Genomic DNA, 20,732 nt, shown 5'->3' on the forward strand with positions numbered 1-20,732 from the left:
CTCGCCCCGGCGGGCGAGCTACTTTCTTTTGCTTCGCCAAAAGAAAGTAGCCAAAGAAAAGGCGACCCCACTGTCTGCGACCCTCCGCTTCGCTACGGGCAACCTGCGGTGCTCGCGTTTCGCGGGGTCTCGCAGAACTCGCCTTCGGCTCAAACAGCTGCGAGCCCTGATCCGCGAAACGCTGCGCTCCTCGGCGCATACAGAGGGGAGGGCAAACCACACGGGCCTTTGCTTCGCTCGGCCACCAAGCCACCGCGGCGCGCAGCGCCGCGGTGGTTGGTATTGGCTGTTGGTATTGAGTTGGGCTGTTGGGGCCGAGCGAAGCGAAGGCCACCCGCTCCCACCCTTCTGTATGCGCCGAGGAGCGCAGATGGAGGCGGGATCAGGGCCGCAGCTGTTTGAGCGAAGCGAGTTCTGCGGACCCCCGCCGGAATCGAGCACCGCAGGTTGCCCGCAGCGAAGCGGAGGGACGCAGACAGTAGGGTCGCCTTTTCTTTGCTTACTTTCTTTTGGCGAAGCAAAAGAAAGTGAGTCGCCCGCCGGGGCGAGACCCGGCCCCCGAACCCAAAACTACCAATCCTCCTTCACAGCCAAAACAACATCCCTCCCCGCAGCAGCCCGCCCCGCCAGCCACGCAGTCACCGTCCCCGCAGCAACCACGGCCGCGCAGAGCACCAGCAGCCGTCCCCAGGGCACCAGCAGATCCATCGTCCAGTGAAAGCTCTGTGGATTGACCACCTTCACCAGCACCACCGACACCGCGAGCCCGAGCAGGAGCCCCGCCACGGCGCCGATCGCGGTCCATGCCGCGCCTTCGCCGGCCACCACCGCCAGCACCTGCCGCCGCGTGAAGCCCAGGTGCGCGAGCAGCCCGAACTCCTTGCGCCGCGCCAGCACCTGCGCGCTGAAGCTCGCGGCAATGCCGAACAGGCCGATGGCAATGGCCACGGCCTGCAGCCAGTAGGTCACCGCAAAGCTGCGGTCGAAGATGCGCAGCGAGGTGGCGCGGATCTGTCCGACCGACGAGATCTCGACGTTCGTCGCAGTCGAATCGGAGCCATCGCCGCGTGCCGCCAGCTCGCGCACCGCGGCCTGCACCGCGCCCTCGGATGTGCCGGGCGCGAGCCACAGTGACACGTCGCTCACGTTGCGTTCGCCCGTCAGGCGCTCGAAGTCGCGTGCGTCCATCGTGATGGCGCCGAACTGCCGCGCATAGTCGCGCCACACGCCCGCGACGAAGAACGAAGCCGGGGCAGAGCCAGCGGTGGCCAACGCCGCCGACAGCGGCGCGAACAGCGAACCCGGCTTCGCGCCATACAGCTCGACCATCGGCTCGCTCACGTAGATGCCGACCTGGCCGGCGGGCACCGGCAGCGCGGGCCCCACCAGCGGCAGCGCCTGCGACGCGCCGCCCTCGAGGCTTCGCGCGATCAGCGTGACCGCGGGTTGCGCGGGGTCGAGTTGCAGCGATCGGGTTCGCAGCGTGCCGATGCGTTCCACGCCCGGCAGCCGTGCCAGCGCCTGCACGAAGGCCGGCGCGAAGGTGGCGGTGTCGCTGCTGCTCTGGGTGCCCGAATTGCCGGAGCGGCCGCTCGAGGTGGCGCGAACATAGAGATCGGCCGGCAGCACCACGTCGAGCCAATGCGTGACCGAATCGCGAAAGCTCGCCACCATCACCGTGAGCGCCACTGCAAGGCTCAGGCTCGCGACCACGCCGCTCACCGCCACGGCCGCGGTGCCGCGCATGCGCCGCGCGCGCTCGATGGCCAGCATCGGCAGCACGCGCTCTGCGAACACAGGCGCGATGCGGTCGTACAGCAGCGCAATGAGCCAGGGCAGCGCGGTGATGCCGCCCACCAGCAGGCAGCCCACCGAGAGATACGCCGCTATCGGAATGCCGCCGACAGCCGGTATGTTGGCCAGCGCCGCGCTGGCGGCAATGAGGCCGAGCGCGAGCCAGTGGCCATGGCTCTGCACGGGTGCGGCGCCCAGGCCTTTGAGCGTTTGCGCTTCGGGCAGCGCCTGCGCCGCGCGCGCGGGCCACCAGCCACCCACCAGTGCCGCGAGCACGCCGAGCCCGCCGTACAGCAGCGCCGAGCCGCTGCTCCAGTGCAGCGTGGGCGCCACGCCCTCGAAGTAGCCGCCGCCCAGGTCGCCGCCAAGCACGCGCAACGCGAAGGCCGCGAGCGCCGTGCCCAGCGCAAGGCCGGCGGCGCTTCCGATCAGGCCCAGCACCAGCGATTCGACCAGCACCAGGCGCAAGCGCTCGCGCGGCGTCAGGCCCAGCACGCCGAGCAGCGCGAACTGCTGCGCGCGCTTGGCCACGCTGAGCGCCAGCACCGAGAACACCAGGAAGGCCCCGGTGAAAAGCGCCACCAGCGCGAGCACCGTCAGGTTGACGCGGTAGGCGCGCGAGAGATTGCTCACGCGTTCGGCCGCATCGCCGGGCTCGGCAAACTGCAGGCCGGCGGGCCAGCCCGGCGAACGCTGCAGCGATGCGGTGAAGGCCGCGCGGTCGGTGCCGGGAGCGAGCTTCAGGTCGACGCGGCTGAGCTGGCCGAGCTTGTCGAACAGGTCCTGCGCGGCCCCGATGTCCAGCACCGCCAGCGCCGCGCCGCCGGCGGCGACGTGGCCTGCCACCTCGAGCTGCCGCCAGGCGCCGCCGCCCGTGCGCAGCTGCACCGTCTCCACGCGGCCTTCTGTTGCTTCGGCCGGGAGCCCGAGCGCGCTGCGCGCCGCGGCGTTGAGAAACACATGGCCCGGCGCGAGCATCGCAAAGCGCGCGGCATTCCTGCCGGGCTGCGGCATCAGCGCCGGCGCGATGCTGGGCAGCGCCAGCGCATCGATGCCGATCACGCGCATCGGCAGCTGGCGTTCGCCGGCCAGCGCGAGCCCCTGGAATTCGAGCACCGGGCTCGCGAGCGCCACCTGCGGATGCTGCGCGAGCCGTGCGAACACCGCTTCGTCGAAGCTGCCCTGCACGGCGCGCACTTCGAGATCAGGCTGGCCGTTGACCGAGCGCACGGCGCTCGAGAATTCATCGAGCGCGGAAGCATTGATCAGCTGCACCGAGAACGCGAGCGCCACGCCCAGCATCACGGCCAGCACGGCCGCGGCGTTGCGCCAGGGATGGTGGCGCAGTTCCTGCCATGAGAAGGTGGAGAGCAAGGCACGCATGCCGCGATTGTGGCCGGCGCGCGCGAAGTTCCGCGGCCGTGGCACCATGGCGCCTCTTCGATGCCTGGGGAATTCCACGATGCGGCTTTCTTGCTCCGCCTTGGCCCGTCGATGGACGGCCGCCTGGCTTGCTGCCCTGCTGCCGGCCGCCGCCGCATGGGCACAGCCGCTGCCCATCACCCTGGCCAGCGATCCCGCCGCCATCGCGAAGACGGCGCTGGGCGCCGAAAGGGGAACGCTGGTGGTCGGCGTGCTGCGCGGCGGCAACGCCGCCTATGGCGTGGCGCACAACCCGGAGCCCGCTGCGGCGCCGCGCGCCATCGAGCCGAACAGCGCCGAGCAGCCGATGTTCGAGATCGGCTCCGTGACGAAGGTGTTCACGGGCCTGCTGCTGGCGCAGTCGGTGGAGCGCGGCGAGGTGAAGCTCGACGACACCGTGGGCCAGCTGCTGGCCGGCAAGTTGGCGGCGCGGCTCTCTCCTGCGGTGGCCTCCGTGACGCTGCGCCAACTCGTGACCCACACCGGCTGCATGCCCGTGATGGCCGATGGCGTGGCCGGCGGGCCCGCGCTGGCCGCGCAGTTCCGTGCCTTCGACAAGGCGGCGTTCTGGGATGCGCTGTCGCGCATCCGGCTCACGGCGCCGGCGCCGCCCTGCGAAGCGGCGTACAGCAATTTCGGGATGGCGCTGCTGGGCCAGGTCCTGGCCGAACGGCTCGGCACCACCTGGGGCGAGCTGGTGCGCGCGCGCATCACCGAGCCGCTGGGCATGAACGACACGGTGATCCAGCTCGGCGACAAGGCCTCGCGCATGGCACCGGCCTTTGCCGGCGACCGGCGCCAGCAGCTGCTCGACATGGCGGCCTATGCGCCGGCCAGCGCGCTGCGTTCCACGGCGGCCGACATGCTCACGCTGAGCCGCGCGATCCTCGCCGGCGCCAGCGGTCCGCTGGGCCCCGCGGCCGTGCGCATGCTCACGCCGCTCGCGCGCTACGAAGGCGCCGAGATCGGCTATGCGGTGATGGTGCGCGGCCCCGAGGGCGGCCGGCGCACCTACTACCACGCCGGCGTGACCGAGGGCTACCGCACGCTGTGGCTGCTTGCGCCCGACACCGCAGAAGCGCTGATCGTGCTCGGCAGCAATGCGCGCGCGCCGCTTCAGTCCGTGATGCTGGCCATCGGCAAGAGCCGCTATCCGGTGCCGACCGCCCAGGTGCCGATTGATCCGCAGCGCCTTGCGGATTACGAGGGCGAGTTCCGCATCAACAGGGCCAAGACGCTGGGCTTTGCGGTGCGCAGCGGCCGCCTGCAGGTGCGCGAGACAGGCCGGGGCTACAACGCGCTCACGCCCATCGGCAGCGACCGCTTCGCGGTCACGGCCATCGGCGCCGAAGTCACTTTCCGGCGCGGCGAAGGCAACGCGGTGGTCGGCGTGACGCTGGCGCAGGGCGGCAGCCGGCTCGATGCGCAGAGGGTGGGCGAGGCGGTGGCCGCTCCGCAGGATTGAGCGCTCGGCGCCAGAAGATCAAAGCCGTTCCGACATTGCGTTGAGGTAGGCGCGCACGGCGGCGTTGCTGCTGAGGCCGATTGCGCGGTCGTAGGCCTGGCGTGCCGCGGCGCGCGCACCGCCGGCCGCGAGCAGGTGCGCGCGGGCGGCCCAGAACGGCTGGTAGCTTTGCACCTCGGCCGCCGGCATGGCCTCCAGCGCGCGCAGGCCGACGTCGGGGCCGCGCGCATTGGCCAGCGCACAGGCCAGGCTGACCTGGGCACCGATGCTGGGCCGCAGCGCCAGCAGTCCTTCGTAGAGCGACACCAGCACTTCGGGCGGCACGGGCGCACCGACGCGGCGCTCGCAATGGGCCGACTGGATGGCGGCCTCCAGCTGGTAGGGGCCGAGAAGTTTCATCTCCGAGGCCCGGCGCAGGCAGCGTTCGGCCTCCGCGAGCAGGTCGGGGTTCCAGCGCAGCGGGTCCTGCTGGTCGAGCGGCACGTAGGCGCCGGCCTCGCTGCGCCGGGCCGCGGCGCGGCTTTCGCAGAAGAGCATCAGCGCGAGCAGGCCCAGCGGCTCGGGCTCATCGGGCATCAGGCTGCACAGGATGCGGCCGAGGTCGATGGCCTCGGCGGTGAGGCCGCGCGGCAGGGCGTCGGCGCCGTCGACGTCGTCCCAGCCGGTGCCGTAGGCGGCGTAGATGCCGCCCTGCACGTCCTGCAGCCGCTGCGGAAGTTCGCGCGCCTGCGGGTACTCGAAGGGAATGCCCGCGGCCCGGATGCGTGCCTTGGCCCGCACCAGCCGCTGGCCCAGCGTGGAAGGCGCGGTGAGAAAGGCACCGGCCATGCGGGCCGCGTCGAGCCCGAGCACGGTCTGCAGCATCAGCGGCGCGCGCGCCGCCGCATCGATGGCCGGATGCGCGCAGACGAACATCAGGCGCAGCCGCTCGTCGGGCACGGCTACGCCCTCAGGGGCGTCGTCCATCTCGCCGGCCAAGAGCAGCAGCGACTGCGTTGCGTCGTCCTGCACGCGGCTGTGGCGCCAGGCGTCGAGCTTGCGGTGCCGCGCCACGCTCAGCAGCCAGGCCTCGGGCTGTGCGGGAATGCCGTCGGCCGGCCAGCGCTCCAGTGCGCGCGCGAAGGCCTCGGCGAGCGCATCTTCCGATGCGGCGATGTCGTGCGTGCGCGCGGACAGGATGGCCAGCAGGCGGCCGTACGACTCGCGCGCCGCACGTTCGGCGGCCTGGTGAGCCGCCGGGTGGTTCACGGTGTGGCCGCCGCGATGGCCGTGGCCGTGAAGACCGGCCGCACCTCCACGCCCCCGCTGGCTGCGCAGGGCGCGCGGGCCGCCCATTCGAGCGCGGCATCGAGGTCCGGCACGTCCACCACGAAGTAGCCGCCGAGCTGCTCCTTGGTGTCGGCAAAGGGGCCGTCCTGCACCTGGCGCTTGTCGCCGCGCACGCGCAGCGTGGTGCCGGTCATCGGCGGCAGGAGGCCGTGCCCGCCGAGCGAAATGCCCGACTGGCGAACCGCATCGGCATACGCCACCCAGCTGGCCCGGTAGGCCTGCGAGGACGCGTCGTTCCGCTGTTCGAATTCGGCCGCGGGCTGATAGAACATCAACATGTACTGCATGGTGTCTCTCCATCGTGGAAAAGAGGCTGAGCAGGATCGCTCACCACAATGACGGCCCGCAGCCGGTCATTTCGACACGGCGTCCGTGTCGAGCAGATGATTTTTTACGCGATTGCCGTTCGGCGCAACGGTTGCGCTACCTAGGCTTTCAGGCCGCCTTGGCCTGCTGCGCGGCGGGGGCGAACATGGCCTCCATCTCGCTTCGCAGCCGGTAGGCGGAGGTCGAGGTGTCCATGGCCACGTCGGCCCAGCAGAGGCTCTGGCCCTTCTTCACCGGTCGCACCAGCTTGACGCTGTGCGCCAGCCCGAGCGGCAGCCCACCCAGGCCGAGCGAGCGCTCGGCCGGCAGCAGCTTGCCCCAGACGGTGTAGCCGCCTTCGCCGTCGAGCATCTCGCCGGGCGCGAGGTCGCGCTTGGCCGTGGCCACCACGTCGGCGTTCCAGCAGGTGGCCACGCCGGTCGGCTCGCCGCGCAAGGCGACGCTGGCCACCGACATGCCGACCTCCAGGCCGATCAGGTGCCAGCGCTTGTAGAGCGTGAAGTAGCGCCCGCTCGGGTCGGTGTGGGCGTTGTATTCCTCGAAGCAGTTCTTGATGTAGTCGGTCTCGGCCTCGACCGTGACCCACACGCCCATGCGGATGTCGTAGGGGATCTTTCGCCCGTCGGCCTCGAGCGAGGAAATGACCTCGACCATGCCCTTGCGTTCGAGCACGCCGCCTTCGCTCCGGGGGCGCGTGACGAAGGGAATGTCCTCCACGCTCGCGGGCGGGTAGAGCAGGCCGTCCGAAGGCACGGTGAGGCCGGTGGCGTTGGCCACCGCCGAGCTTTCGATGGACGGCTTGGAGCCGTCGAGAAAGCTGTTGAACATCTTCGGATTGAGCCCGCCGCGCAGCGCCTGTTCGGGCGTCAGGCCGTAGTTGCCCCAGACGGTCTCGGGCGTCGATTCGGTGAAGTGCGGCAGCCACTTGTGGCCGCGTCCGGCCGCGACCACCGGAAAGCCGCAGGTGCGCGCCCAGTCGACCAGGTCGCAGATCAGCGCGGGCTGGTCGCCGAAGGCCAGTGAATAGACCACGCCGGCCTGCTGCGCGCGGCGCGCGAGCAGCGGGCCGCAGAAGGCATCGGCCTCGACCGTGACGTTGACCACGTGCTTGCCATGCGCAAACGCATCCAGGCAATGCTCGACGGCTGCCACCGGGTTGCCGGTGCACTCGACCACGATGTCGATGGCGGGTTCGCGCGTCACGGCCTGCCAGTCGTCGGTGATCCAGGTGCTGCCCGTCTTCAGGGCTTCCTGCACCGAGCCCGCCGCGGCGCGCTCCGGGTTCCAGCCCACGCGCTCGAGGTTGGCGCGCGCCGCCGCGGGCGAGAGGTCGGCAATCGCCACCAGCTGAACGCCGGGCGTGCGCGGAATCTGCGCGAGGTACATCGAGCCGAACTTGCCGGCGCCGATCAGGCCGATGCGGATGGGGCGGCCTTCGGCGGCGCGCTGCTGCAGGCGGGTGTAGAGGCTCATGGCGTCAGGCCTCCGCGGTGTCGAGGACTTCGAGCGAGGTCTGCAGGGCACTCTCGGGCAGGCCGTTCTTCCACGGCACCTCGACCGGGTAGGGCTTGAGCAGGCAATCGTCGGGCAGCAGCTCGATGGGCGCGAAGTTTCTGTGCGCGATGTACTCGGGCCGCTTGTGGCGGCGGATGTGGTTGCTGACCGCGCACAGGCTCAGGTACACCGCCACGCGGTTGAACGGCGAGAGGTTGCTGCCCGAGGCATGCACGAGGCAGCTATGGAACAGGATCATCGAGCCGGCGGGGCCCTTGGGCGAGACGATGCCGCCCCCGATGTGGCGGCCCGCCGCGTCGTAGTGGCCTTTGCCGCCAGCGCGGTCCACCAGCTGCCGGATCAGGTCGTTGTCCACCGTCCACAGCGGATAGCTGGTGGTCGTGAGGTCGTGCTTCGCATCCACCACGCCCTTGCGGTGGCTGCCCGGAATGAACATCAGCGGGCCGTTGTGCTCGTTCACCTCGTCCAGGAAGATCGCGACGTTCATTGCGCGCTCGGTGGGCATCAGGTCGTCGTTGAGCCAGGTGCCGTAGTCCTGGTGCCACTGCCATACGTCGCCTTCGAACGCCATCTTGCCGTTGATCTTGAACTGGTGCATGTAGACCTCTTCGCCGAAGAGGTCCATCACCGGCTCCACCATGCGCGGATGGCGCGCGAGCCGCGCGAAGGGCTCGCTGATCAGGTGCGCGGCAAAGTTGGTGCGCACCGCGTCCGAGCCCTTCTCGCGCACGTTGAAGGCCTCGCGCTTGCTGTACAGGTCGGGCACCGCATCGGTCAGCGCCCTGGTTTCTTCGGGCGAGAAATGGCCGGGAAAGAACAGGTAGCCGTCGCGCTCGAACTGCGCGCGTTGCTCGGGGGTCAACTTCATGCCTTGTCTCCTTTGCGGGTGGGGGTGGATGCGGATGCGGTGCGCGCGAGCTGCTGCGCGAGCCGCCGGCCCAGTGCCTCGCTGGCCCGGGCGACGTGTTCCTCGCTCAGCTGCGCGGCGCGCTGCGCATGGCCGGCCGCAATGGCGGCGGCGATGGCTTCGTGCTCGTCCCAGAGCGTCTCGCGCTGCGGCTCGGCCTGCAGCACGGCGCCCATCGCGCGGCGCAGGTGGCGCCAGTGCTGGTCGGCGCTCTGGCCGATCAGCGGATTGCCCGAGGCCTCGTAGATGGCCTGATGGAAGGCCAGATCGGCATCGATCATGGCTTCGACATTGCGCCCGCGCGCCGCGCGGCGGCCACGCTCCAGCAGCCTGGGGTCGATGCGAAAGCGCTGTGCGGCCGCGAGCCGCGCGGCCAGCACGTCGAGCGCGCCGCGCACCTGGTAGACCTTGCGCATCCAGTCGGCGTCGAGCGGCGCCACCAGCACGCCGCGGCCGGGCGCGTCGTGCACGAAACCGTCCTTCTTGAGCAGGCGCAGCGCCTGCAGCACGGGCTGGCGCGACACCGACAGGCGCTGCGCAATGTCTTCCTGCGTGATCCGCTCGCCGGGCGCCAGCGCGCCGCTGCTGATGGCGCCGAGCAGGGCGCGGTAGACCTGGTCGACGAGGTCGGGCGCGGCTTCGATGCTGACGAGCTGGGCGGGCATAGACGGCTTTCCTTGAACTCTGTATACAGAGTACGGAATCCGGAGCCGCCGCGTATCTCGGGTTTTTACCCATGGGGGCTGCAAAAGAAGGTAACCCGCCGCTAAGCTCGGCCCATGCAACTACCTACCTACGACGACGTCATCGCCGCGGCCGCGCGGCTCAAGGGCCACGCCCACCGCACGCCCGTGCTGCAATCGCAGACGGCCGACGAGCGCTGGGGCGCCAGCTTCTTCTTCAAGTGCGAGAACTTCCAGCGCATGGGTGCCTTCAAGTTCCGCGGCGCCTTCAACGCGCTCTCGAAGTTCGACGCCGCGCAGCGCAAGGGCGGCGTGATCGCGTTCTCTTCGGGCAACCATGCGCAGGCCATCGCGCTGTCGGCCCGGCTCCTGTCGATGCCGGCCGTGATCGTCATGCCCAAGGACGCGCCCGCGGCCAAGGTTGCGGCCACGAAGGGCTACGGCGCCGAAGTGGTGATGTACGACCGCTTCACCGAAGACCGCGAGGCGCTCACGAAGCGGCTTGCGCAGGAGCGCGGCATGACGGTGATCCCGCCCTACGACCACCCGGACGTGCTCGCCGGGCAGGGCACGGCGGTGAAGGAACTCATCGAGGAGACCGGTCCGCTCGACCAGCTGTTCGTGTGCCTGGGCGGCGGCGGGCTGCTGTCGGGTTCGGCGCTGTCGGCGCGCGCGCTGGCGCCCGGTTGCAAGGTCTACGGCGTGGAGCCCGAAGCGGGCAACGACGGCCAGCAATCATTGCGCGCGGGAAAGATCGTGCACATCGAAACGCCCAAGACCATTGCCGACGGCGCGCAGACGCAGCACCTGGGCGAGTACACCTTCGGCATCATCCGGCGCGACGTGGACGACATCTTCACCGTGACCGACGCGCAGCTCGTCGATGCGATGCGCTTCTTTGCCGAGCGCATGAAGACCGTGGTGGAGCCGACCGGCTGCCTCGCCTTTGCGGGCGCCGTTGCCGCGGGCAAGGCCATCGCGGGCCAGCGCGTGGGCATCGTGGTCAGCGGCGGCAACGTCGACCTCTCGCGCTACGCGGCGTTGCTCGCGTAGCCCGCTCAGGCGCGGATTCCCTCGGCCGTGAGGTGCAGCAGGCGGTCCGCACGGGCTGCCGCGCTCTCGGAATGCGTCACCAGCACCAGCGAGGCGCCGTGCTCGCGCGTCTGGCCGATCAGCAGTTCCATCACCTTCGAAGCGGTGCCCGGGTCGAGGTTGCCGGTGGGCTCGTCGGCCAGCAGCAGGGCGGGCCGGTGCACCAGCGCGCGCGCGATTGCCACGCGCTGCAGCTGGCCGCCCGAGAGCGTCTGCGGCAGCCGCGCGCCCATGCCGGGCAGGCCCACCGCGTCGAGCATGTGCGCGACGCGGCCTTCATGGCGCTTGCCACCCAGCAGCATCAGCGGCAGCGAGACGTTCTGCGCCACGTCCAGGTGCGGCAGCACGTGGAAGGCCTGGAACACGAAGCCCACGTGGCGGCGGCGCCAGAGCGCGCAGGCTTCGCCGTCGAGTGCGCCGATGTCGACGCCGCCCTGCGTGACGGTGCCGGCGTCCCAGCTGTCGAGCCCGGCCATGCAGTTGAGCAGCGTCGACTTGCCGACGCCCGATTCGCCCACGATGGCGACGAACTCGCCGGGCTCGACGCCGAGCGTCACGTTCTCGAAGACGGGCACGTCGCCGTAGTGCTTGGCGAGCCCGGAAATGCGCAGGGTCATGCGGTGGTGCCTGCGATGCGTTGAACAGCGGTCTGCAACGCGCCGGGCGCGTCGCAGGCGATGACGGTGCGCGCCGGCATGCTGCGCAGCCAGGTGATCTGCCGCTTGGCAAGCTGGCGCGTGGCCGCGATGCCGCGCTCGCGCAGCGTGCCGACGGCCTTGGCATCGGGCTGCGCGCCGCCGCATGCGTCGAGCATTTCCCAGGCCTGCCGGTAGCCCACGCAGCGCATCGAGGGAAGCTCGGTGGAAAGATCGCCGCGTGCGCGCAGCGCCCTGACCTCGTCGAGGAAGCCGGCGGCCAGCATGGCGTCGAAACGCTCGGCAATGCGCGCATGCAGCCAGGCGCGCTCGGTGGGTTCGAGCGAGAACAGCGCGCCGCCGGCCAAGCCCTTCACTGCCTTGTCTTTGTCGCCGGCATGAAAGCTCGACAGGGGCTCGCCGCTGCTCTCCCACACCTCGAGCGCACGCTGGATGCGCTGGCTGTCCTGCGGCGCCAGGCGCGCGGCGGTCACGGGGTCGACCTTGGCGAGCCGCGCATGCATGGCAGGCCAGCCCAGCGCGGCGGCTTCGGCGTCGATGCGCGCGCGCACGGCGGCATCGGCGGCGGGCATGGCGTCGATGCCGTCGAACAGCGCCTTGAAATAGAGCATGGTGCCGCCCACCAGCAGCGGCAGGGCGCCGCGCGTGCGGATCTCGCCGATGAGCCGTGTCGCGTCGGCCACGAAGGCGGCGGCGCTGTAGCTTTCGCGCGGATCGAGGATGTCGATCAGGTGGTGCGGCACGGCGGCCTGCTCGGCCCGGCTGGGCTTGGCGGTGCCGATGTCCATGCCGCGATAGACCAGCGCCGAATCGACGCTGACGATCTCCACCGGGCGCACCCGCGCCAGCGCGAGCGCCACCGCCGTCTTGCCGGAGGCGGTCGGCCCCGCGAGCGCGATGTATGTCGGGTTTTCAGGAAGGCCGGAGGCGGCAGCGGAGGGCGGCATAAGCGCCCGAGGGTAACAACAAAACCGGAAGCTTCAGATCGCCTGCGCGCTGGCGCTGGCCTTGCCGCGCGCTTCTTGCGGCAAGGCGGGCGAATCGGTGCGCGGGGACGCCGGTGCGGCCGGCAGCGATGGCGTGCCGCGCAGCACCGGCGTGCCTTCCCCTTGGCGCGAAGCCAGCGTGGTCTCGGGCTTCATGCGAAACAGCTGCGAAAGCGCCGAGCGGTACTGCGCCTCGCCGATCGAATTGGTGTTGTGGTGCGAGCCACCCTCCACCAGCACGAAGAGCTTGGGCACGGTGGCCGCGTTGTAGAGCTTGCGGCCCAGCGTGGGGTTGATCAGGCTGTCGGCGGTGCCATGCACCACCAGCAGCGGCGCGCCGATGTCCTTGACGCGGTTGATGGCCTCGAAGCGCTGCGTGATGAACGGGCCGAACGGCAGCCAGCCCCACTTGAAGCCGCTCACCACGTCGGCAATGGAGGTGAAGGTGCTTTCGACGATGGTGCCGCTCTCGTCGTTGACGCTGGCGGCCAGGTCGATGCCGATGGCGCCGCCCAGCGAGTGGCCGAAGATGTAGCGGTGCTGCCGCGGATGCCGGGCCGCAAGCCAGGTCCAGGCGGCGCGGGCGTCCTCGCGCGCCGATTCTTCCGAGGGCAGGCCCTTGGAGCTCTTGCCGAAGCCGCGGTAGTCGATGGCCAGCACCGAGAAACCGAGCTCGTGCATGCGCTGGATGCGCGGCGCCGATCCGGCCACGTTGTAGCGGGCGCCGTGCAGGTACAGCATGACCGGACGGTCGGTGGTCTCGGGCTCGCCGCCGAGCCAGAGGCCGTGAAGGCGGGCGGATTCGCCGGTGATGGAGGACTGGAAGTCGATCCAGACGTCCTGCATGCCCTCGGTCATGGTCGCGGTGTTGCCCCAGCTGCGGTCGCTGGGTTGGAAGATCCACTCGCGCTGCTGTTCGTCGAACGTGGAGCAGCCGGCCGCCAGGAGGGCGCACAGCGAAAGAACGGAGGCAAGGAGGGACCAGCGTTTCATGGACTAGAGGGACAGCGAAGCCGGCGGAAAGTTCATGCTCGAGCAAGGAGCGCGCCGACACTGCGCCCCAGCACTTCCCCCCAAGCGCCCTCAAGTGGCACTTTGTTCTACATATGCAACGCCCGTGCCCGCTTCGCGGATGACCTCCAAAAACTCCGGAAAAACCCTCAAAATGCCCTGATTTGCTATCTGCCGCGCATAAAAAGCGCGTCCAGCTCCCGAATCGACAGCTGCCGCCAGGTCGGACGGCCATGGTTGCACTGGTCCGAACGCTCGGTGGCCTCCATTTGACGTAATAAAGCGTTCATTTCGTCGATCGTGAGCCTGCGGTTGGCCCGCACCGCACCATGGCAGGCCATGGTCGAGAGCAATTCGTTCTGCGCCCGCTGCACCACGGTGCTGGCATCGTGCTGCGCCAGTTCGGCCAATACGCTGCGCGCGAGCTCCACCGGATCGCCGTCGGCCAGGGTGCCCGGCACCGCACGCACCGCAAGGGTGCGCGGCGAAAACGGCGTGATTTCCAGCCCCAGCGTGGGCAGCACCGCGGCGCAGGCCTCGGCGGTGGCCACTTCCTGGGGCGTGGCCGCGAAGGTGGCCGGGATCAGCAGCGGCTGGCTCGTGATGGCGGCGCCGTCGAGCTGGGTCTTGAGCCGCTCGTAGACGATGCGTTCGTGCGCCGCGTGCATGTCGACCACGATCAGGCCCTGGCTGTTTTCGGCCAGGATGTAGATGCCCTGCAGCTGCGCCAGCGCGCGGCCCAGGGGCCAGGCTTGCTCATTGGTGGACAGGGCGCCAGGAGCCGTCGATTCGGCCGGCAGCCCGGCAGGGGCCCGGAACGCTGCCGGCGCCGCTTCGGCAGCGGGCCAGGGGGAAGCGCCGGATCCGGGGTTCGAGCCGCCGGTCCGCTGGGGCCACAGGGCCTCGAAATCGCCGGCGCCGCGCTCCGCCGCCACGAAATTGATGCCCGGCTGGGCCCAGGCTGCACCCGACGCGGGCACGTTCGGCTTGAAAAAGGGTTGCTGCAGCGCCGCGGGCGTGACGGCATCGCCCGCGCGCGGTGCCGCAAGCGCGTTCTCGATCGCATGGCGCACCGCCTGGTGGACCTCGCGGCCATCGCGAAAACGCACCTCGATCTTGGTCGGATGCACGTTCACGTCGACGCGCGACGGATCGATTTCGAGGTACAGCGCATACACGGGCTGGCGCTGGCCGTGCAGCACGTCCTCGTAGGCACTGCGCACGGCATGCGAGAGCACCTTGTCGCGCACGAAGCGGCCGTTGACGTAGAAGAACTGCTGGTCGGCGCGCGAGCGGGCCGCATCCGGAATGCCGGCACGGCCGGCCACGCGCACCGCGCCGCCCAAGTACTCGACGGCCACGCTCTGCGCCACGAAGTCGTCGCTGAGCGCATCGGCCAGGCGCTGCTCGCGCCGGTCGGCGGCGCGCCATTGCTCCATCAGCTTGCCGTCGTGCCACACCGAAAAGCCGACTTCGGGCCGCGCCAGCGCATGGCGGCGCACGGCCTCGATGCAGTGGGCCAGCTCGGTGGCGTCGGTCTTCAGGAACTTGCGCCGCGCGGGCGTCGCGAAGAAAAGCTCGCGCACCTCGACCGTGGTGCCGGCGGCGCGGGCCACCGGCCGCAATTCGCCGGTGCGGCCGTCGAGCGCGAAGGCGCTGTCGGCGCCCGCAAAGCGCGAAAGAATGCTGAGTTCCGCAATGGCGTTGATGGCCGCGAGCGCTTCGCCGCGAAAGCCCATGGTGCCGACGGTCTCGAGATCGTTGAGGCTTGCGATCTTGCTGGTGGCATGGCGGCGCAGCGCCACCGTGAGTTCTTCGCGCGGAATGCCCTGGCCGTCGTCTTCCACCGAGATCAGCCGCACGCCGCCCGAAGCCAGCCGCACCGTGACCTGGCGCGCGCCGGCGTCCAGCGCGTTGTCGAGCAGTTCGCGCACCACGGAGGCCGGGCGTTCGACCACTTCGCCCGCGGCGATCTGGCTGATCAGCTCGTCGGGAAGTTCGCGGATCGGACGGCGCTGGGGGGACGGAATGGAAGAGGGAAGGGCGCTCACGCGAGCATTCTAGAAGCCGGCTGCCGCCGCCGCGCCGCTGCCCGCAGTAGCCCTTTCAGCCTGGCATCAGCGTGTCAGGCCGCCAGGTACATCGGGCTGCTGGCGCCAGAACAGGTCTGGATGTATCGACCTGTCATGTTGGATCTCCGAATTCGTCTGGGGACGCCATGCGGCGCGCAGCAAGGATAATCCGCGACCATGGAAATCATCAGCTTTCTCGTCGACTTCATCCTGCACGTCGACAAACACCTCGAGGCCTTCGTCGTTGCCTACGGCCCCTGGGTCTATGCGCTGCTCTTCCTGATCGTGTTCGTGGAGACAGGCGCGGTGGTGATGCCTTTCCTGCCCGGCGACTCGCTGCTCTTCATCGTGGGCGCGCTGTGCGGCGTGGGGCTCATGAGCTTTCCGCTGGCCTGCGCAGTGCTCATTGCTGCGGCCATCCTGGGCGACCAGTGCAACTACAGCATCGGCCGCTACTTCGGGCCCAAGGTCTTCAAGTGGGAGGACTCGCGCTTCTTCAACCGCAAGGCCTTCGACCAGGCCCATGCGTTCTACGAGCGCTATGGCGGCATCACGATCATCCTTGCGCGCTTCATGCCCTTCATTCGCACCTTCGCGCCTTTCGTGGCCGGCGTGGCCGAAATGAGCCGCGCGAAGTTCAGCATGTTCAATGTGGTGGGCGGGCTGGTCTGGGTGCTGGGCATCGCGACGGCGGGCTACTTCTTCGGCAACCTGCCGTTCGTGCGCGAGCATCTCGACAAGATCATCTGGGCGCTGATCTTCGTGCCGGGCCTGATCGCGATCTTCGGTGCCTGGCGCGCATCGCGTGCAGAGAAGGCGCGCGCGCAGCTGCCTTCGAAGGCTTGATCGGCACCGGACAAAAAAAGCGCGCCAGTGATGGCGCGCTCGAGCAGAGAGAGAGAGTCAGGATTGGTAAAAGGTCAGTAGTTCGGGCCGTTGCGCGGGTAATAGGTGTTCGGCGGATAGGCGCGCTGGCTCTCGTAGTAGTTGCGCTCGTCGACGCTGCGGCCCACCTGGTTGCCGATCACGCCGCCAATGGCCGCGCCGCCCAGGGTACTGCCGGTGTTGCCGCCGATGGCGTGGCCCACGGCCGCACCGCCGAGCGCGCCGATGCCGGTGCCCAGGTTCTGGTTGGGGCCGGACGCGCAACCGGCCAGCGCCATGACCGCGCCTGCCGCTGCAGCGGAAATCCAGATTCGTGCCTTCATCATCATGGTGTCCACCTTTCTAGAGTGATGGAGCCATGATGGACAAAAGGCGCCGGCCCCCCGTGTAGGAGCCTGCCGCGCCTGCCTGTGCGTTGCCACGGGCCGGCCCGCGTGGGACGGCACGGCGCGCGCGGGCTCAGAGCTGGCGGCTGCGCGCGAGCGGCGGGTTCTGCGCAAAGTAGCGCTGGATGCCGCGCATCAGCGCATCGGAAAGGTTTTCCTGGTAGCTGACGCTGCGCAGGTTGGCTTCTTCTTCGGGGTTGCTGATGAACGCCGTTTCGACCAGCACGCTCGGGATATCGGGTGCCTTGAGCACCGCGAAGCCGGCCTGCTCGACCGCGGGCTTGTGCAGCCGTGCGCCGATGCCGCGGATCTCGCCGAGCATGGCGCCGCCGAGCTTGAGGCTGTCGTTGATCTGCGCCGTGGTGCTCATGTCGAGCAGCGCGCGCTGCACCTGCACTTCGTGGTTGCCCACGTTCACGCCGCCGACCTTGTCGGCTTCGTTTTCCTTGTTGGCGAGCCAGCGCGCGGCGCTGCTCGAGGCGCCGCTCTGGCTCAGCGCAAAGACGCTCGCGCCGCGCGCGGCGGGCGTGGTGAACGCATCGGCATGGATGCTCACGAAGAGGTCGGCCTGCACGCGCCGCGCCTTCTGCACGCGCACACCCAGCGGCACGAAAAAATCGGCGTCACGCGTGAGAAACGCGCGCATCGGGTTGCCGTTGACGCTGCTCGCGTTGATGCGGTCGCGCAGGCGATGCGCGATCTGCAGCACGATGTCTTTTTCGCGCGTGCCGTTGGGGCCGATGGCGCCCGGGTCTTCGCCGCCATGGCCGGGATCGAGCGCCACGATGATGATGCGGTCGGTGCGGCTCGCGGTGGCGCTGCCGCGCGCGGACGCGAGGGGCGCGGGAGGCGCCACGGGTACGGCAGGCGCAATGGGCGGTGCGGGTGGCACGACGGGGCCGGGCCGCGTCGACTGCTGCGCCATCAGCTCGCCCAGCGGATCGGGTGCGGGCCCGGCCGCCGTGGCCGGCGGGCGGGCGGGAGATGGCGCGATGCTGCCGGGCGCGGGGATCGGCGCTGGCACGTTGGGCGACGGCCGCACGAGGATCGGCGGCCCGCCGTCGGGCGCGAGGCCCGAGGAGGGCGCGGCCGGCGGCGGCACCGACGGTGCGCTTGCCACGGCGCCGTTGCTGCCGCCGGCGCTGCTGCCGCGCGGCGCTTCGCGCAGGCGCTCGGTGATCAGCGCTTCCATCGGGTCGATGGCTTTTTCGGGGTAGAGGTCGAGCACCAGCCGGTGCTTGTACGCGGCAATGGGCGCCAGCGAGAACACCTGCGGCACCACGGCCTGCTTGAGGTCGAACACGATGCGCACCACCTTGGGGGCGTTCTGGCCGACGCGCAGGCCGTTGATGTACGGGTCGCCCGGCTTGATCTTGCCGACCAGGTCGCGCAGCTCGGGGTTGAGATCGATGCCTTCGATGTCCACCGCCAGCCGCGGCGGACTGCCCACGACCAGCTGCTGCGAATGCAGCCGCGCATCGGATTCGATGGTCACGCGCGTGTAGTCGGCCGCGGGCCACACGCGCACTGCGAGGATGGTGGCGCCGCGCGCGATCTGGTGCACGCCGAGCATCAGCGCGATGCTGCCGCCCTGCAGCAGCACGCGCCGCTTGAGGCCGGTGGCCTTCATGCGCCGAGCTGCGCCAGCAGGGTGCTGCCGCGGGGAGTGTTCGCCAGGAGGGTCACGCTGCGTGTGTCGTCTGTCATTGCTTCTATTTTAATAGCGAGGTCGGCAATTGGTGTGCGGCCGGCAGCGTTCTCTGGCCACTCCGCGAGCTTGAGGCCCGGGCCCGCGAAAATGTCACGGAAGCCGGCGTCGTCCCACTCGCGCGGATCGTTGAAGCGGTAGAAATCGAAATGGAAGATGGCCAAGCCGTCGGGCGCTTCGTGCGGCTCGACCACGGCATAGGTCGGGCTCTTGATGCGGCCCTCGATGCCGAGCGCGCGCAGCAAGTGGCGCACGAAGGTGGTCTTGCCGGCGCCGAGGTCGCCGTGCAGCGCAATGAAGGCATCGCGCAGCGCGGGCGAGGCCGCCAGCGCGCGCGCGAAGGCGTCGGTGTCTTCTTCGCTGCGCCAGTGCAGCGTGCGGCCGGCGTTCTTCGGCGTTTCTACAATCGGCAAGTGATCGTCAGCCATCCACTCGTTGCTCGTATTCAGGCATTGGCCCGGGAACTCGGATTCTCCCAAATCGGAATCGCGGGCGTCGATTTATCGAGCGCCGAGGAAGGTCTGATGCAATGGCTGGCCCATGGGTTCCATGGCGAGATGAAATACATGGCAACGCACGGCACGCGCCGCGCGCGGCCGGCCGAGCTGGTGCCGGGCACGGTGAGCGTCATCACGGCGCGCATGGACTACCTGCCGCGCGGCACGCCGCTCGACGATTGGCAGGCCGTGGAGTTCGATCGCCTCTCGCGGCCCGGCGAAGCCATCGTCTCGGTCTATGCGCGCGGCCGCGACTATCACAAGGTGATGCGTGCGCGGCTGGCCCGGCTGGCCGAGCGCATCGCCGAAGAAGTGGGCCCGTTCGGCCACCGCGCCTTCACCGATTCGGCCCCGGTGCTCGAAGCCGAGCTTGCGTCCCGCAGCGGCCAGGGCTGGCGCGGCAAGCACACGCTGGTGCTGGACCGCAGCGCGGGCTCGATGTTCTTCCTGGGCGAGATCTACGTCGACATGGCGCTGCCCGAAAGCGAGCCGGTCACCGCGCACTGCGGCAGCTGCAGCGCCTGCATCGACGTGTGCCCGACCAAGGCCATCGTCGCGCCGTACCGGCTCGATGCGCGGCGCTGCATTTCGTACCTCACCATCGAGCACGGCGGGCCGATTCCGCTGGAGCTTCGGCCGATGATGGGCAACCGCATCTACGGCTGCGACGACTGCCAGCTGATCTGCCCCTGGAACAAGTTCGCGAAGAAGAGCGCGCTGCCCGACTTCGATGCGCGCGAGGGGCTCACCGGCCAGTCGCTGGCCGCGCTCTTTGCCTGGAGCGAAGAGGAATTTCTGCGCTTCACCGAAGGCAGCCCGATCCGCCGCATCGGGCATGAACGCTGGCTGCGCAACATCGCCGTGGCCCTTGGCAACGCACTGCGCGCGGGCGAGAGCGGCGCCGCAGAGGCACTGGCCACGCGTGCCTCGGACCCGAGCGAACTGGTGCGCGAGCACGTGGCGTGGGCGCTGGCGCAGCGCCCCGAAACGCCGAACGCGTCCTAGCGCGGCAGCGCCAGCGCAAACGGCAGGCTCAGCACGCCGAGCAGCGTCGACAAGGTCACGAGGCCCGCCACGTACGGTCCGTTGTAGCCCATGCGCGCCGCCAGCACATAGGCGCTGGAGGCCGTGGGCACGGCGGAAAACGCCATCAGCACCGAGGCCTGCGTCGCGTCAAGCCGCAGCGCGAGCGACAGGCCCCATGCCACCAGCGGCAGGAACAGGTGGCGAATGGACAGCACCGACACCGCGAGCACCTTGCCGCGCCCCAGCGTGGCGAACTGCATGCCCGCGCCCGCGGCCAGCAGGCCGAGCGCAAGCGATGCGGCGCCGATGCGCGTGAGCGTGGGCGTGGCCCAGTTCGGCACGGTGAAGCCCAGCACGTTGGCCAGCAGCCCGGCCAGCGTGGCGACGATCAGCGGATTGCGCACCAGCTGCCGCGCAAAGCCGCTCTCTGCATGCCGTGCCATCGGCCAGACGGCCGCGATGTTGAACATCGGCACGCACACGCCGATCAGCACCGCAATCAGCAACAGGCCCTGCGCACCGGCCAGCCGCTCGGCGAGCGCCAGGCAGATGAAGGAGTTGAAGCGGAACCCGATCTGCGCGCTGGCCGCATGGTCGCGGCGGTCGATGTGCGAACCGAGGCCGGGCACGTAGGGCAGTGCATAGGCCATCGCGATGCCGCAAAGGCCGATGCCCACGCCTGCGGTGAGCAGGCTCGAGGTGGCGGCAAAGTCGAGCGGGCTGCGCACGATCGAGTGGAACAGCAGCACAGGAAATAGAAAGTAGTAGACCAGGCTTTCGACCTGGTCCCACACGCGGCGGTCGAGCGCCGTGTAGCGGCAAAGAAGCCAGCCGATGGCGATGAGCGAAAAATCAGGAAAGAGCAGCTGTGCGAAGTTCACCGCTTCGAGCATAAACCGTGGCGGACCATGGGTAATCCACAGCATGAGCGCGGTGTGAAGCCGCTAGCATCCGGGGCTTTGGTTTTTCGA

Annotated in this window: 18 protein-coding genes; 4 read left to right on the forward strand and 14 right to left on the reverse strand. The window is 69.6% G+C overall.

Annotation, left to right across the window (positions count from 1 at the left end; genetic code table 11):
- Nucleotides 1–570: 570 nt before the first annotated feature.
- Entirely contained in the window at nt 571–3,177 is a 2,607-nt protein-coding gene (locus VPA02S_RS25880) for an FtsX-like permease family protein (RefSeq protein ID WP_174545097.1), read from the reverse strand.
- 100 nt (nt 3,178–3,277) lie between these two features.
- Here VPA02S_RS25880 and VPA02S_RS25885 point away from each other — a divergent pair, with 100 nt between their 5' ends.
- Complete coding sequence (locus tag VPA02S_RS25885) at nt 3,278–4,681, forward strand: serine hydrolase domain-containing protein (protein WP_244883761.1); 1,404 nt, start codon at nt 3,278–3,280, stop codon at nt 4,679–4,681.
- A gap of 18 nt (nt 4,682–4,699) precedes the next feature.
- On the opposite strand, the gene VPA02S_RS25890 is transcribed toward VPA02S_RS25885, so the two are convergent.
- The 5 genes from VPA02S_RS25890 to VPA02S_RS25910 form a co-directional block, all read right to left on the reverse strand.
- Nucleotides 4,700–5,929, reverse strand: coding sequence for an RNA polymerase sigma factor (locus VPA02S_RS25890; protein ID WP_062366464.1), 1,230 nt, complete (start codon nt 5,927–5,929; stop codon nt 4,700–4,702).
- The gene (locus VPA02S_RS25895) at nt 5,926–6,297 is read right to left on the reverse strand and encodes a YciI family protein (RefSeq protein WP_062366466.1); all 372 of its coding nucleotides are present in this window, start codon (nt 6,295–6,297) and stop codon (nt 5,926–5,928) included. The genes VPA02S_RS25890 and VPA02S_RS25895 overlap by 4 nt, the downstream gene beginning before the upstream one ends.
- A gap of 148 nt (nt 6,298–6,445) precedes the next feature.
- On the reverse strand, nt 6,446–7,810 hold the full coding sequence (locus VPA02S_RS25900; RefSeq protein ID WP_062366468.1) for an NAD(P)H-dependent oxidoreductase: 1,365 nt from the start codon (nt 7,808–7,810) through the stop codon (nt 6,446–6,448).
- A gap of 4 nt (nt 7,811–7,814) precedes the next feature.
- The gene (locus VPA02S_RS25905; RefSeq protein WP_062366470.1) at nt 7,815–8,720 is read right to left on the reverse strand and encodes a phytanoyl-CoA dioxygenase family protein; all 906 of its coding nucleotides are present in this window, start codon (nt 8,718–8,720) and stop codon (nt 7,815–7,817) included.
- Nucleotides 8,717–9,424: a GntR family transcriptional regulator gene (locus VPA02S_RS25910; protein ID WP_062366472.1), complete on the reverse strand. Its 708-nt coding sequence runs from the start codon at nt 9,422–9,424 to the stop codon at nt 8,717–8,719. The genes VPA02S_RS25905 and VPA02S_RS25910 overlap by 4 nt, the downstream gene beginning before the upstream one ends.
- Nucleotides 9,425–9,538: 114 nt before the next feature.
- Between VPA02S_RS25910 and VPA02S_RS25915 the strand changes: the two genes are divergently transcribed.
- Entirely contained in the window at nt 9,539–10,495 is a 957-nt protein-coding gene (locus VPA02S_RS25915; protein ID WP_062366474.1) for a threo-3-hydroxy-L-aspartate ammonia-lyase, read from the forward strand.
- A gap of 5 nt (nt 10,496–10,500) precedes the next feature.
- Here the strand turns inward: VPA02S_RS25915 and VPA02S_RS25920 are convergent, their stop codons facing one another.
- From VPA02S_RS25920 to mutL, 4 genes are all read right to left on the reverse strand, one after another.
- Entirely contained in the window at nt 10,501–11,151 is a 651-nt protein-coding gene (locus tag VPA02S_RS25920) for an ABC transporter ATP-binding protein (protein ID WP_062366476.1), read from the reverse strand.
- Nucleotides 11,148–12,137, reverse strand: coding sequence for a tRNA (adenosine(37)-N6)-dimethylallyltransferase MiaA (gene miaA, locus VPA02S_RS25925; protein WP_062366478.1), 990 nt, complete (start codon nt 12,135–12,137; stop codon nt 11,148–11,150). The genes VPA02S_RS25920 and miaA overlap by 4 nt, the downstream gene beginning before the upstream one ends.
- Nucleotides 12,138–12,170: 33 nt before the next feature.
- Entirely contained in the window at nt 12,171–13,169 is a 999-nt protein-coding gene (locus tag VPA02S_RS25930) for an alpha/beta hydrolase (RefSeq protein ID WP_012748564.1), read from the reverse strand.
- A 185-nt stretch (nt 13,170–13,354) separates the two neighbouring features.
- Entirely contained in the window at nt 13,355–15,238 is a 1,884-nt protein-coding gene (gene mutL, locus VPA02S_RS25935; RefSeq protein WP_062366480.1) for a DNA mismatch repair endonuclease MutL, read from the reverse strand.
- A gap of 198 nt (nt 15,239–15,436) precedes the next feature.
- Between mutL and VPA02S_RS25940 the strand changes: the two genes are divergently transcribed.
- The gene (locus VPA02S_RS25940; RefSeq protein ID WP_062366482.1) at nt 15,437–16,105 is read left to right on the forward strand and encodes a DedA family protein; all 669 of its coding nucleotides are present in this window, start codon (nt 15,437–15,439) and stop codon (nt 16,103–16,105) included.
- A gap of 74 nt (nt 16,106–16,179) precedes the next feature.
- On the opposite strand, the gene VPA02S_RS25945 is transcribed toward VPA02S_RS25940, so the two are convergent.
- From VPA02S_RS25945 to tsaE, 3 genes are all read right to left on the reverse strand, one after another.
- On the reverse strand, nt 16,180–16,470 hold the full coding sequence (locus tag VPA02S_RS25945; protein WP_230537887.1) for a YMGG-like glycine zipper-containing protein: 291 nt from the start codon (nt 16,468–16,470) through the stop codon (nt 16,180–16,182).
- A 133-nt stretch (nt 16,471–16,603) separates the two neighbouring features.
- Nucleotides 16,604–18,160 (reverse strand): N-acetylmuramoyl-L-alanine amidase, encoded by a 1,557-nt coding sequence (locus tag VPA02S_RS25950; RefSeq protein ID WP_018905883.1) that lies wholly within the window; start codon nt 18,158–18,160, stop codon nt 16,604–16,606.
- A complete protein-coding gene (gene tsaE, locus VPA02S_RS25955; protein WP_062366485.1) occupies nt 18,157–18,666 on the reverse strand; it encodes a tRNA (adenosine(37)-N6)-threonylcarbamoyltransferase complex ATPase subunit type 1 TsaE in 510 nt (169 codons plus the stop codon). Before tsaE ends, VPA02S_RS25950 begins: the two co-directional genes overlap by 4 nt.
- Between tsaE and queG the strand changes: the two genes are divergently transcribed.
- Nucleotides 18,652–19,740, forward strand: a complete 1,089-nt coding sequence (gene queG, locus VPA02S_RS25960) for a tRNA epoxyqueuosine(34) reductase QueG (protein WP_062366487.1) — start codon at nt 18,652–18,654, stop codon at nt 19,738–19,740. The two genes, tsaE and queG, sit on opposite strands and share 15 nt — an antisense overlap.
- On the opposite strand, the gene VPA02S_RS25965 is transcribed toward queG, so the two are convergent.
- Complete coding sequence (locus tag VPA02S_RS25965) at nt 19,737–20,654, reverse strand: AEC family transporter (protein ID WP_012748557.1); 918 nt, start codon at nt 20,652–20,654, stop codon at nt 19,737–19,739. The two genes, queG and VPA02S_RS25965, sit on opposite strands and share 4 nt — an antisense overlap.
- Nucleotides 20,655–20,732 lie beyond the last annotated feature (78 nt).

Source organism: Variovorax paradoxus NBRC 15149 (genome assembly GCF_001591365.1).
GTDB lineage: Bacteria > Pseudomonadota > Gammaproteobacteria > Burkholderiales > Burkholderiaceae_C > Variovorax > Variovorax paradoxus.